We start from the raw sequence: 14,539 nt of genomic DNA, 5'->3' as shown, positions 1-14,539 counted from the left end.
TGCCCCTTCTCGATTGGTGCCGCCGCCCCGCCGCAGCAAGGTTACCCATATTGCAAAGAACGCGCTACCTCCGGCAAGGGGTGCCGAGATTGTAATCGCCATTTTACGGCATAATGCATCTCCCTTTTGCAACTCATCTCCAGCTTATGCGTTCCAGTCCAGTACGGTCGCCGGGTTTAGCCTTATTGCAGACTATTGCTCGAAGTTTCGGTGTTGTGGCCATGGCCGTACGACTGGCCTCGGCCAGCACCCCTCCGCCCGAAAGCCGCCAATCCATCGCCAGCGGCACGGCCGAGCCGACACGTTGGTCGGCATCGGTCTTCCGCGAGACGCTGACGCAGGCCGAGAGCGCCGCCGAGATGCGGATAGCCGTTTCTCTCCGCCTGCGAAATGTCCCGGAACTTCGAGCGCGCGTGGCCGCCGGTGAAATCCTTTCCCATGCTGAACTGGAGGCCAAATACCTCCCCCTTACGGCAGATTACCAGTCGGTCCGGAACTGGCTCGAGCGCGAAGGAATCGCTCCAGCCTCGGTGGACTCCTATCGCACGGTGATCATCGCCAACGCTCCGGCTGTTCGCGTCGCCCGCGCTTTCAAAGCGCCCTTGGTCCGGCTCGCCACCGCCGAAGGCGAGTTCACTTCGAGCCTAAGCACGCCTTCGTTGCCCACGGCGGAGGGACTTCCCCTTGCGGAGATTCTCAGCGTCGATGGGCTGCAGCCCCATCTCCGGGCAAAGACGCTGTCCGTCCGCTCCCAAGCGCCGCTGCTGTCTCTGTTCCACGCGGTCCCGAACAACCCAGGGTTCATTGCCCCGGACGACATCGCCGCTGCCTACAATGTCCCCACCAACGTCGATGGCGCACGCGAAACGATCGCCATCATCGTTGATGCCGTGCCGCAGATCACCGACCTCTCGCAGTTCTGGGCAATCTGCGGGACGAAGCGCAATCAGGCAGCGTACACCGTTGTTCCCGTGAACGGCGGCCCCGCGGACAAGAGTCCGAACAACGCCAATGCCGTGGAGGCTACCCTCGACGTCGCGTGGGCCGGCGCCGTGGCCCCCGGAGCCGCCCTTCGCCTGTATACGCCGCCTTCCCTTGCGTCCGCTGATATTTATGCCGCGTGCGTTCGGATCCTGAACGATCAGCTTGAGGACGAATCGATCCGGCAAGTGTCCCTGAGCTTCGGTAACCCTGAGACGTTGTGGGGCGACGCGACGCTGCAGGCCAGCTCGCAGCTTTACCTCCTGCTCGCATCCCGCGGGATCACGGTAGTCGTGGCCTCAGGAGATGGCGGATCAAATCCGAGCACCGATGGAACGAACGCCTACCACCCCGGGAACCAGGCAAACGTCAGTTACCCGGCCAGCGATCCCAGCGTGCTCGCCGTCGGAGGCACGGTTGTCCGTTTGAATCAGGATGGCATGCTGGCCAGCGAAACGGGCTGGCCGCTTTCCGGAGGCGGCGTGAGCCGGGTGTTTGCGCGCCCGAGCTGGCAAACGGTAGGCAGCGTCGCGGGCGTGCCGACGATGCCGGAACCCATGCGCTATGTGCCTGATGTCGCGGCCGTGGCAGCCGCAACCGGCACCCGGCAAGGAGACGGAGTGACGCAGGCCGAATCCACCTTCGTCATCTTCAACGGCACGGCCCTGAGCCTCGGCGGAACCAGTCTTTCGGCACCGGTTTGGGCGGGGTTCTGCGCCTTGATCAATCAATCGCTCAGAAACGCCGGACGACTCCCCCTCGGACTGGCGGGCCGGCGTCTGTATCCCCTCGCCCAATCCGGAGCGTTCGTCGACATCACGTCGGGCAGCAACGGACTGTTCACCGCCTCGGCAGGATTCGATCTCTGTACCGGACTGGGCCGGCCGGATGTGACCGCGCTTGCCTCACAGCTCGGCAGCGCCGCCCTCCCCGTGATCACAAAACAACCTGCCCCCGTCTCGGTGGTCGCGGGAAGTCCGTTCACGCTCTCCATCGGAGTGTCCGCCGAAGACTGCCTCATCCAGTGGTATCAGGACGGCGTCGCTGTGCCCGATGCGAACGCGGCGACGTTCACCGTCGAACGCGCGGCGCAGGCGGACTCCGGCAGCTACACGGCCAAGGTCCGCAACTATGCGGGTGAAGTCACCACCGAGGCGGCTCGAGTTACGATTGCGCCGGATCCGGCCCACAAGACTCCGACAGCGCTTGCGATCACGACGCTCGCCGGCGTTTCTCCGGGGTTCGCCGACGGCGCCGGAACTCTGGCTCGCTTCCGCGAGCCTCTCGGAATCGCGGCTGACCGCCTTGGAAACATCTACGTTGCCGATTCGGCAAACCATGTCGTTCGCAAGATCACTCCGGACGGCGCGGTCACCACGATCGCCGGAACTCCTGGACAGCCTGACTATATTGACGCGGACCGCCAGAAGGCGCGGCTCGGCTTTGTTCGCGGAATCGTCGTCGACCCCGACTTCAATGTATATATAGCGGACTGGAACACAGTCCGTAAAATCGCGCCTGACGGCCAGGTGAGCACCCTGCCCGGGCTGACGGGAGCGTTCCGCAGTACAGACAGTCTGGCGCTGGATCGCGCGGGAAATCTCTACGTCGTCGACAACCAGAGCTGCACCGTCAGCCGGATCGCGCCAGACGGCACCGTCGCGGTGATTGCCGGTCAGGCCGGCCAGCGCGGTTCGATGGACGGGGTTGGCGCGGCCGCACGATTCGACTCCCCGTCTTCGGTGTCGGCGGAAGCTGACGGAACGCTCTACGTGGCCGACCGGTCGAACTGCACCATCCGCAAGATTACCCCGTCCGGCATCGTGACGACGCTCGCGGGACTCGCCGGCAGCGCTGGCCTGGCGAACGGCCAGGGAGCAAACGCACGGTTTTGGTATGCGGCGGGCGTCGCCGCCGACGGACAGGGTCGAGTGTACGTCGCGGATAGCGGTGCTGATCGCATTCGCGTCATCGCGGCCGACGGGACCGTAAGCTACGTCGCCGGCGCCGTTCTCTCGAGGGGATATTCAATGTCCGGCAGCGTCGACGGTACCGGCCCGAACGCATTGTTCAATCATCCCACGAATCTCGTCGTCGCGCCCAGCGGCGACATCTTCGTCGCGGATACAGGCAACGCCACGATTCGCAAAGTCACGGCCGCCGGAGTGGTCACGACATTTGCCGGAAAAGCCAGCATGGGGACGGCGGACGGAGCCGGCGCCGATGCCCAGTTTCAACACCCCAGAGGTCTCGCGTTGGATGCCGCCGGAAACGCTTACGTCGCCGACCAGCAGAGCAACACGATTCGCCAGATCACGCCCGCAGGCGTGGTCAGCACGTTCGCCGGGGTTGCGGATGGCTCCGTCGCCGCTTTCGACGGGCCCCGGCAGATGGCGCGGTTCTATTGGCCCGCCGGCGTCGCCGTGGACCGCGGCGGGCACGTGTACGTGGCCGACACCATGAACAATCTGATCCGCATTATCGATCGTGACGGCTGGGTCTCGACTCTCGCAGGAAAGGCATTCGCTCTTGCCGAGCCGGGCAGCGCCAATGAGGAGATCGGGGGCCTGAACCCCGGCGGGTCCGCAGATGGCGTGGGCGCCGAAGCGGAGTTCTACGGGCCGACCGGCATCGCCGTGGACCGGGCCGGATTCGTGTATGTCGCCGATCAGGGCAACCACACCATCCGCAGAATCTCGCCCGAGGGGAAGGTCACCACCTTGGCCGGATTGGCGAGGACCCATGGGAGCGCCGATGGCGTGGGCTCGGCCGCGCGCTTTAACTGGCCCAGTGGCGTGGCCGTCGACGCACACGGGAACGTGTTCGTCGCGGATACGATGAACAACGCGATCCGCAAAATCACCCCAGATGGAATCGTGTCCACAATTGCCGGGAAAGTCGGACTGTGGGGGGGCGATGGCAGCCCGACGACCGCCTGGGGTTCAGCCGACGGGGGTGGCGGACGGGCGCGCTTCAATACGCCCGCTGGCGTCGCGGTCGACGACTACGGCAACTTGTACGTGGCCGACCGCGGCAACAGCCTGTTGCGGTTAATCCAGCCCTCCGGCGTGGTGACCACCTTGGCCGGATACGCGGGTTTCAATGGCCTCGGAGCGGGTGAGAGCGGCAGCAGCGGCTCGGTCGATGCGCTGGGTGTTGCCGCGCGGCTCAACCTTCCGACCGGCATCGCGGTCACGCAGTCCGGCACGGTCTATTTCACCGACTCCGGCAACCGTACCGTGCGCGTGGGCGCGCCGGCAACACCGCCCCGCCTGGCTCCAGTGATCGCAGAGGTAACGGCATCCGAGACAAACGTGATCGGCTCCCGCGCCGATCTGAGCGTGAGCGTCCTCGGAACTCCCGCCCCGTCGATCCAATGGCACCACAACGGCGCCGCGCTTGTCCAAGGCACCCGACCGCAACTCTCGTTGCCGGACATTCAGCCCTCAAATGCGGGTATTTACACGGCGGTTGCCACGAACGCCGCCGGCACGATCGACTCAGGACCTTCGATCGTCGGCGTGTCGACGACGGACAAGGTCGCCGGTTCTGGGACGGTGCTCGGTACTGACATCCTTCACCCAAATGGGAGGCGCTTTGACCAGGTGCTGCTCACCGGAGTGGCCGAGGCCATCACCGCCTCACCTGGACGCGTCACCCGCACCTCCTTTATCGACGACAACGACGACATCGTGCAGGTCGAGTTCAGCGGCCCCGGCACACTCTCGCTCGTCCTTGCGAACGCTTCCGCTCCGGCGACGCCGGTGAACTACACTCAACCGATCAAGTACATGAAAGGTCATGCCGGAATTGTGATCACCGGTGCGACCGGACAGACTCACGTGTCCGTGTTCACCGTTGGGCGCGCAACCGCGGTCGATCCCACCGGGGCGTTCGACATCCTCCAATCGCCGGGTCCTGACAACGATCCAGCCCGCAATGGCAGTTCGCTATTCGAGGGACGCAGCCAGACTCGTTACGATGGCAAAGCGGATATCGCGTTCATTGCGATTTCTAGCGCGGACGGTCACTTCGGCGGGATCAGAACGTCGAATGCCTTCTACTCGGCGTCCCGTGGCATCACGGGGGTGTATGCACCCGGCGTGGTCATTGACGGCCCCCTCTTCATCGGCAACATCCGCGGTTCCGGCTCCGCGACCGCCATGATTGTAGTCGGATCGGTCCAGGATGCGCGCATTACGGGCGGCGATCTGCTTCAGACCAATAACTTGCCGGTGCAGGTCGAAGGTTTGACGACACTGCGATCGACGGCCGGAGGGGATTCGCATGGCAATGTGCTTTCGGCTCGGCCGATCGTCGGACTGCTCGCGACCGGAAAGCGGAGCGTGAATGACCTTCTCGTAGTGAATCCGTGATCTCGGCCGGGAACAGGCACAACGGCTCACTCAGACATCGCCGGGCCGAGCTTTTGTGCCGCATACATCCACGTCGGCGGGCCTGCTGTAATAGGCGATGTTCTCCTCGGAAAATTTCGCTGAGGCCTGGCGGGCCTGTGACGATCACCTGGTCACCATTACTCCGTCGGACGCTCAGAGGGGAGCGGCCGGCGGCGCGCACTTTGTCGCTGAGGGCCTCCCGCCGGATGGCCATTCCACGGTTGCCCGCACAAAGCCACTGGGTCAGCTCTCGGCCATGCGCATGTGCTTCGGTTCAGCCACTTTCCCGCTGACTACCGTCTTCGTCCGGTCACTGCAGATGCTGTCCGTGGCGATAAGCCTGTGCGCCTGCACGTCGCTCATGCTCGCATACGCGGGAGACGCCACACTTGCGTCGCAGATTGATCCCCTGTTCGACAAGCTCACCGAAACCACCCCCGGCGCGATGGTGCTGGTCGCGCGCGACGGGAAAGTGCTGTTCGAAAAAGGATATGGCGCTGCCAGTCTCGAGCGCCATGAACCCATTTTGCCGGACACGCGGTTCAGAGTTGGATCGATCAGCAAGGAGTTCACGGCCGCCGCAATATTGAAACTCCAGGAACAGGAGAAACTCCACGTGGCGGATCGCCTGAGCCGATATTTTCCCGACTGGCCGGGAGGCGATGCCATCACGCTCTATCATTTGCTGAGCCACACATCCGGCATTCACAACTACACCGCGAAGCCGGGGTTCGCGAGCAACGTGACGACAGGCATCACGCTCGATGCGTTGATTGAATCTTTTCGAAACGACGCCGCGGATTTCCCGCCCGGCACAAAGTATCTATATGGTAATTCCGGATACGTCCTGGAGGTCGTCACCGGCCGCTACGACATGGGTGGTGGCCTGTTTCTCGTCGTCAGCCGGCGCGAGCGGCATGTTTACATGGAAATCTCCGGGCGGCCGAAAACCGAAATTTTTCCGCGCACCGACCGCACCTTTTGGGTGCCCGGAGCGGGAGCTGAGGCTACGTTTGTTCGAAACGCGAACGGTGAGGTGGTAAAAGCGATCCTGAAACAAGCCGGCGCCCGCTTGGGGCCGCTGCCCCCCGTTCACCTGCGGCCCAACCAGGGCTTCGCCGGAGAGTTTGGTGCTCAGGAAGGGACTCAAACCCTCGTTCGCGCACACTCAAGGGCAGCATTCACCTCTGAAAGCAGATTTGTGCAGCAACTCTTCTCCTGTAATCGTTCACCTTAACGTACACCTCGCCAACGCACTTCGACCAGCTCCGATGGTCGACCTTCATGGAGTGGCCCCGACCGGATCGTCCTTAGGCACCACGTCGAGCACCGAGGTCCCGAAAGAATAGATGATCCGCTTCGGAATAGTAGATCTTCGAGGTCAACCACCAGCATTTTTAAATGTTAGCGACGTTTCTGGAGCGGTTGTGCCGCAGGCTCGCGCCGAAAACCTGGAACATCTATCTCGAAAACCTCAATGGGTTCTTCAACTGAGTGCAGGCGCGACGTTGGGTGGTCCACTTTCCCGTGGGCACACTCAAGGCCCAGAACGTAGTCTTCGGTATCCTAAACGTCACTACGCCGGAAACTGCCCGCGCGCTCGTGCTCAATATCGGCTCCTGCCACAGACTCCGTGAACAATCCAAACGCGTTTAAACCTGCGTGAGTTGGGAGGATTAAGGCGGCACAGCGGGCCGGGCATGGGAAATCCGCGAGTGCATTCACGTGCCGCCCTCGTCGTACTTTTCGGCCGCACACGATTCGAGAAAAGGCGGGATGGTGAGGTTGGATCAGCCCGTGGGCGGTAGGGGGAACTATCGTTACTAGCCGGTAGTCCGCTCGGCGATTCTGACGGCACTTGCCATCTGCTGTTTCAGCCACGCGATCTGCGCGCGCAACGCCGCGATCTCCTCGCGCAGGAGTTGGTCGTCCGTCGCGTCGTCAACCCAAGCTCGCTCGTTCTTACCTCGCGTCTGTTACCTCGCGGCAATCTTTCTCCACATTCGGAACTTCGTTAATACTTTCTAGTCGGCCGGAATGCACGCGGGAGTTGAAGGTAACCGACCGCACCACGGCGACTTTGTCGTAGGGCGGGTCGCGGCGCCGGACGATCACATAGACATCGTGCCTACCGGCCAGGGCTTCCCGCCACGAGAGCGTCGCCGTGGCGGTCTCATCCCAACTTCCCGTCGGCCGTATGTCCGCTGTTGCGACCCGTGGTCCAGCATAGGAATCGAGCCGGAGTTCGAGCACGCCGTCTTTGTCTTGCGCCGCATATTCGCAATCAAGCGAAACCACACCTGTGAGATCGATGCCCTCGAACATCAAATGCGACGGGCTGTCACCGCCCCACAACGAATCGCGAAACCGCTCATAGCCCACATGCGCATCGGCCCATGCGCCCGGAATTGTCGGATGCCGGAGATCCAGCACGGCCTCGCCGGTCAACGAAGGCATGCCCCCGCCGCCGTGGTCCTCGTAGGTGGCCCGCAGCACGTGCCGCACGCGAGGATCCTCGGAATACCCACCCGAAAATGTCAGCCGGCCCCGCGCCGGCAGCGTGCGAATTTCCGGGGTGTCCGAAAGTGCAAAGATCGCACGCACCAAGTCCTCCGCCTCGGCGATCGAGAGCTGCGGGTGCGCCGCCATCGGGATCTCCCCCCAGTTACCGGCGCCACCGGCGATCACCTTTTCCGCGAGCCGCGTGACGATGTCGGGCGTGCCGCGGTAGCGTTTCGCGATGTCAGCATACGAGGGACCCACCGATTTTCCGCGGGACGTATGGCACGCGCGGCAGTCGAGCGTCATCAATGGACTATCCTCCGATAATCCACCCGACACCCGCGAGCCGGCGGCCCGGCGCACCTCCAGCGTCACCGCCGTGGGCGCGAGTTCGGCGCCGTCCTCCCGATCCGTCACCGTGACCGCATACTCGAGCGGATCGCCCGGCCATAGGAAGGTCTGGTTCATCGGCGCCGTGAAGGCGACGCGCGGCGGCTCGTTGCCGACCTCGACCAGCACTTCGTCCTCCGCGGCCATGCCCGCCGCATTGCGGACCCGCAACACCACGCGATACCGTCCCGGCTCCGCGAACACATGGCTCGGCGCGAGCTCGCCCGACTGCGCGCCGTCGCCGAACTCCCACGTGCGTTTCAACCCACCGTCGCCGTCGCGATCGCGCGACTCGCCTGAATCGAACGTCACGGTAAGCGGCGGCGCGCCGGCGATCGTGCGCTGCAGCGCGGGCCAGCGCTGCTCGGACGTGAGGAAAACGCGGGCATTGCGCGCCTGCGCCGCCGCGAGCGCGTCGCGATCCACAATGCCCGCGATCGCCGACGGCGGCCGCACGCCGCGCCGGTATTCGATTTTGGCCAGCCGGGCGTCGTCGTTGTCGGCCCCGTAGACCGATCCGTATTCAAGAACCCACAACACGCCATCCGGCCCGAACGTGAGGTCGATCGGTCGCCGAAAATCCCCCTTGCCCGTCAGGAACGGCGCAATTTCCTGGAGCTGTTCCTCCGGGCCGAAGGCCAGCGTCGCGATCCAGTTTCGCATCCAGTCGAAAACGAAGAGCCGTCCGTCGTAGAACTCCGGCAAACCGCCCGGCGCCACCTTGGACGCATCGTACGTGTAGAACGCGCCCATCATCGCGCAGCGGGCGCCGACTCCGAGTTCGGGAAACTCCTTCGAGGGCGCGTAGGGATACCAGATGAACGGCGGCTGAGCTGGTGGGAGTCGGACGAGCCCGGTGTTGTTGGGTGAATGGTTCTCCAAGGCCAGCGGATCGAATGCGGGCCCCGTGGCGCGTTTTGCCGCCGTATCCCACGGCACATATGGCCGGTTGTTCGCGACGACATACGGCCAGCCGAAATTCCCGGCCCGCCTCGCCTGGTTGAACTCATCGTAACCTTTTGGACCGCGTAGGTCGTCCTCGCCGGCATCCGGTCCGATGTCTGCCCAATAAAGGACACCCGACCGCGGGTTCACCGCGATCCGAGCCGGATTGCGGCAGCCCATGGCGTAGATTTCGGGCCGCGTCTTCTCCTGTCCGACTGGAAACAGATTGCCTTCAGGAATCGAATACGTGCCGTCCGGCTCGGGGTGGATGCGCAGGATTTTTCCACCGAGATCGTTCGTGTTGCCCGCCGACCGCTGGGCGTCATTACCGACCTGGCCGGGACGCTCGTCGAGCGGGGCAAAGCCGCTCGCCGGATGCGGTGGCGTGTTGTCGCCGGTCGCGAGGAAAAGGTTTCCCGCCCGGTCCCACGCCAGCGAACCGCCGTAGTGCGATCCGCCGGCTCGCGACACGCGCACCTGCAGGAGCACTTTCTCCGAAGCCGGATCGATGCCCTCCGGCGTCAGGGTCCACCGCGCCAAGTCGAAGTTGATCCGATCGGTGCCGTCGTCGTTGCGCGCCGGCGTGTAGTAAACGTAGATCCAGCCGTTGCGGCCGAAGTTCGGGTCGAGCGCGAGTCCGATCAGCCCTGCTCCACCGCGACTATAGATGTCGAACGTGTGCACCAGCGAGGTGCGACCGTTGCCGGGGTCGTGCATCATCAGACGGCCGGTGGCGAGTTCCGTGAAAAAGATTCGCCCGTCCTCCGCTGCGACGAGTTCCATCGGCTGACTCAGCTTGTCGACGACGACCGTCTTCTCGAAACGTGTTTCGTCCGGCTGCGCCACCGCACGGGCCCGACGATAATCGCGCCGGCCCTCGCCGATGGCATAGCGGATGCCGCCAAGCAGATGCTCGCGAAACAGCGGCTCCGCAAAACTCTCCGCCGTATGGCCGCCCGCCGTGTAGAACGCCCGTCCGCCGTCGAGCGCATGACACCAGGCAATCGGATGATCCGGACCGTGCGTGCCTCCGAGATAACTGTTCTCATCGAGCCGCGCCAGCACCCGGAGTTCCGGCTGAACCGCGCGAAAATTATACCACTCGTCCTGGCGCTCCCATTTTTCCGGCAGGTGCGCGGTGGATTCGTGCCGCCGGTCGGTCACGTTGATCGTCGCCGACCGCACCCCCGGATTGATGGGGTGGCTCGCGAACCGCGCTCCGACCAGGCGTCCAAACCACGCCCACTCCTTCTCGGTTGTCGATGCGGCGTGAATCCCCACGAAGCCACCGCCCGCCTGGATATAGCGCTCGAACGCCGCCTTCTGCTCTGCGTTCAGCACGTTTCCCGTCGTGCTCAGGAAAATCACCGCATCGTAATCGCGCAGCGTTTCGTCCCGGAAAACCGTCGCGTCCTTCGTGCTGTCGACGGTAAACGCGTGCGCCGCCCCCAATTCGCGGATCGCGTCGATCCCCGCCGGAATCGAGTCGTGCACCCAGCCCGCCGTTTTCGAAAATACGAGCACGCGTTGGTCGTCATTAGTCTCCGCCGGCTGCGCACCCGACCGCGCCAGCCCCGCCGACAAAGCTGCCATCACGAGGAATCGGGAACCATGACAACGAAGGACGGAGAGAAAGGAAACAATCAAGGGCACGAGGGGGGAAAGGGTTGGGCCAGCGATTCAGCCGCCGGGCGACCGCGGGATTTTAGCAGCGCTTCTCCACCCCGGAAATGAACAATCGCATCGCCGGACTGAGTTCCTGCACGCCGCCTCAGGGGCTCAGTTCGAGTCGCGTCGCTCCCGGCGGCACCGCATGCTCCGTCACCGCGCCCGACGGCCAGCGCACCGTGACCCTTCGCGGCGGACGCTCTGCCGCGAAGCCGAAATAGAGGATCGGCGCTCCCTGCGAAAAATAGCCGGAACCCGCGAACGTCTCAGCGACCTGTCGCGTTTCATCGGCGCCCGTCAGCGTGACACGCGCTCCGATGGCCCTTTCGTTGCCTGCCGCTCCGTGCAGCACGATGCTCAACATCTGCCGGCCCCCGCTGCCGCGATGGCGAAACACGAGCGCCGGTTCGTCGTTACGCGTCGCGAGAAAATCCGGCCATCCGTCGCGGTCGAGATCGATCACCGCAAGCGCTTTCGCATCGCCCGGCACGACCAGCCCGCTTTCGCGCGGCGGCACCGGAGTGAACCCTCCGCGGCCGTTGCCGCGCAGCAATTGGCTCAATCCGCCGGCCCAACGCCCCACGTGAGGCTGCGGCGCAAAGGAATTCTGCAGCGCATAGATGTCCGAGTTGCCGTCCGCGTCGAAATCTCCCGTCACCAGCCCTTGCAACGGCGCAACTTGCGCGAGCCGCGGAAGCGGCTCGAAACGATACGTCCCATCCGCCGCGCTCAGGAAAACTCCGCTGCGCAACTCCGTCGCCGCGCGCCGCTCGGCGCCCGCGAGCGCCCGCTCGCCGACGATTTCGCCGAGCGTCGCCCGTGCATACTTCGCATTCGACGGAAATCGCCGCCGCACCTCTGGCAGCATCGCTCCGAGCTGCCGCCGTGTTTGCCACGGCACGATGCGATCGCCATCATAACGTCCCTCAAGCACGAGCGGTTCCTCCCGTCCGCCGAAGAGTCCACGGTAGAGCAACGCCGGGTGCAGGAAACTCGCGCGATAAGGCGTGTTCAGACCGGCGTTGCCGGCGACGTAGTCCGGCCGCCCATCGTTGTTGAAATCCGCCGACGCCAGCGCCGTCCACCATCCCGTGCCCGCGGACGCAAAACCCCACTTGCTCGATACGTCGGCAAAGCCCTTTCCTTCGCAGTTCCGCCAGCAGCGCACGCCGCCCCACTCCAGCGCGATCAAAAGATCCGGCCAGCCGTCGACATCCACGTCGCTCCACAGTGCCGCCGTCACCATCCCGGCGACGCGGAGCCCTGGCGCAAGTTCGTCGGTAACGTCTACGAAATGCCCACCACGATTCGCGAGTAGCACGCTGTTCGGCGGTTCCGGATACAGCCCGGGCATCAACCTCGCGCCGACGAAGATGTCGAGCCGGCCGTCACGGTCGAAATCCGCCGCCGCCAGCGCTCCCGCGCTGATCGAAAGCGGCGGCAGCGCACCGACCGATTCGCTCCAGCGCTCGGCGGCGCCACCGTTGATCAGCAGTCGCGGGCGATATGCCGGCGATCCAGCGAAGAACGCATCGCCACTCGCGGTGGTGAGCACGTCGTTGCGACCGTCGCCATCCGCATCGAACACCAGCAGCGGTCCGTCTGCGCGCGCACCATCGTCCGCACCCGGCAGCGCGGCGGCAGCCACCCAACGGCCGGTCGACGTTCCCCGCAGCCATCGCGCCGGCTCGAGCGAACTCCCGCCAATCACCACGTCGTCAATACCGTCGCCGTCGAGATCGCCAATCGCGAGCGCCGGCCCGCGGCGATCGAATCGCTGCGGCACGAAGAGGCTGCGGTCCGCGTCGTCGGACGGCCGCTCCGCTGCTTTCACCGCGAGGCCCGCAACCGTGGCGAACTCCTCGAACTGCGCCGCCGGCTCGGCCGGCGAGCGAGCCGGCGCGACAGGTGCCGAGGGCTCCGTGACGACAAAACGGCGATCGCCCGACAGGTGCTCGAAGGTCTGCACCGCGCCGCTCGGCCACTCGATCGTCAGCCGCTCGATCCGGTCTTCTTCGCCGAGGCCAAAATGCAGCACCGGCTCGCTCGTGGACAGATACCCGCGCGCCAGCGTGAGCGTCCGCACCTGTCCCCCCGCCGCCGTCTCCAGCCGCACCACCGCGCCGACGCCGAAGCGGTTCGAACGGACACCGCGCAGCGCCACGATCGCCCGATGCCCGGCGTCGCTGTCGTTGCGCAAGACCGTGACGCCCGCCTGATAATTCGCCTGCACCAGGTCGAGGTCGCCGTCGCCGTCGAGATCGCCGAAAGCCGCGCCGAAGCTGACGCCCTTCTGGTCGAGCCCCCAACGCGCGCCGACCTCCTCAAACACGAGGTCGCCGCGATTGCGAAACGCGAGGTTGGTGTCTGCCGCGACCGGGCTGTTGCGGATCGTGGCCACCCGGGCAACCGAGCTCTCCTGCGCCATCGTTCGCGTCCTGAGGTCGACGTTGTCGTAGTCCCGCACCATGCCGTTCGTCACGTGCAGGTCCATCCGGCCGTCGTTGTCGAGATCCTCCGCGCGCACAGACCACGTCCAGTCCGTCGCCGCTAGTCCGGCCAGCTGTGCCACTTCGAGGCAGCGACCGGTGCCCGTGTTCAGATAAAGCGTGTTGCGCATCGTCTGCGGCGCGGCCCCCGGCGGCAAAGGCGCCGGCCGGAGACTCGCCCGCGTGTCGGCAATCGTCTCCTGCTCGCGGACATGCGAGGTGCGCGCCATGTCCGCGACGAAAAAATCGATCAGCCCATCGCGGTCAAAATCGCCGAGATCCGCCCCCATCGCGTGGTGCGGCATGATCGGCACGACTGCATCGATGGTATCGGTGAAGCTGCCGTCGCGATTGTTTCGATACAAACGATCCGGCGTGGAGAAATCGTTGGCCACGTAAAGATCCGGCCAGCCGTCGGCGTCGTAGTCCCACCACGTGGCCGAATGTCCCTGCGTTTCGCCCGCGACCCCGGCCGCTGCCGTGACGTCGGTGAACATACCATCCCCGTTGTTGTGGAAGAGATAATCGCGACGGCCGCGCGCCCCGGCGCTCGCTGACAGGACGTTCGTCTGGAGATAGACGTCGAGCCAACCGTCGCGATCGTAATCGGCAAACGCCGCCATGCCGGAGCCGTCCCGCACGGCCAGCCCGCGGGCCGCCGCCTCCTCGCGAAACGTGCCGTCGCCCTGGTTGACGTAGAGGCGGTTCGGAGCGTCGAAGCGACAGACATACAAATCGAGCCAGCCGTCGTTGTTTACGTCGGCAAAGGCGGCGCCCTGCTTCCATTCGATCGCATCCCGTCCATCGTCGCCGACACCGGCGCGCTCCGTGACGTCCTCGAACCGCCACCCGCCAAGATTCCGAAACAACCGGCAGCTCTCCGTCTTGCTCACCACGAAGACATCGGGCCGCCCATCTCCGTCGTAGTCGCCGATCGTCACGCCCGTGCCGATCGCGCCGACGGGAAACTCATGATAACGCTCGGTCCATATGCGCGGATCGGCATACCGGTTCTCGGTGACCACGCCGGTCTGCTCCGCCGACAACGCGGTAAACATCAGCTCGCCCCGCGGTCCGCTCCTCGCCCCCAGCGGTTCATCGCGCAGTCCGTCGCTCGCCGCGTGGGCCGATGCGGCGCCCCCCAACGCGAACGCTGCTGCTAAGCAC

At 64.9% G+C, this 14,539-nt stretch carries 4 protein-coding genes; 2 read left to right on the top strand and 2 right to left on the bottom strand.

Annotated elements, in window-relative coordinates; all coding sequences use genetic code 11:
* The first annotated feature begins 221 nt into the window (after window positions 1-221).
* Window positions 222-5,357: an immunoglobulin domain-containing protein gene (locus AC6RV7_RS12900; protein WP_500094407.1), complete on the top strand. Its 5,136-nt coding sequence runs from the start codon at window positions 222-224 to the stop codon at window positions 5,355-5,357.
* 97 nt (window positions 5,358-5,454) lie between these two features.
* Window positions 5,455-6,615 carry a serine hydrolase domain-containing protein gene (locus tag AC6RV7_RS12895; protein WP_500094406.1) on the top strand — a complete coding sequence of 387 codons (1,161 nt, stop codon included), beginning with the start codon at window positions 5,455-5,457 and terminating at the stop codon, window positions 6,613-6,615.
* Window positions 6,616-7,340: 725 nt separating this feature from the next.
* Here AC6RV7_RS12895 and AC6RV7_RS12890 read toward each other — a convergent pair.
* On the bottom strand, window positions 7,341-10,868 hold the full coding sequence (locus AC6RV7_RS12890; RefSeq protein WP_500094405.1) for a ThuA domain-containing protein: 3,528 nt from the start codon (window positions 10,866-10,868) through the stop codon (window positions 7,341-7,343).
* A gap of 118 nt (window positions 10,869-10,986) precedes the next feature.
* Window positions 10,987-14,430, bottom strand: a complete 3,444-nt coding sequence (locus AC6RV7_RS12885) for a CRTAC1 family protein (protein ID WP_500094404.1) — start codon at window positions 14,428-14,430, stop codon at window positions 10,987-10,989.
* Between the last annotated feature and the right edge of the window lie 109 nt (window positions 14,431-14,539).

Source organism: Opitutus sp. sgz309028, from assembly GCF_059821195.1.
Note: the sequence above shows the minus strand (reverse complement) of the source record. Positions and strands in the feature narration are given on the sequence as shown.

Bases quoted from the DNA above. Each gene is read 5' to 3' on its own strand.
- AC6RV7_RS12900 (WP_500094407.1), top strand. From the start codon at position 222: ATGGCCGTACGACTGGCCTCGGCCAGCACCCCTCCGCCCGAAAGCCGC.
- AC6RV7_RS12895 (WP_500094406.1), top strand. From the start codon at position 5,455: ATGTTCTCCTCGGAAAATTTCGCTGAGGCCTGGCGGGCCTGTGACGAT.
- AC6RV7_RS12885 (WP_500094404.1), bottom strand. From the start codon at position 14,430: ATGTTTACCGCGTTGTCGGCGGAGCAGACCGGCGTGGTCACCGAGAAC.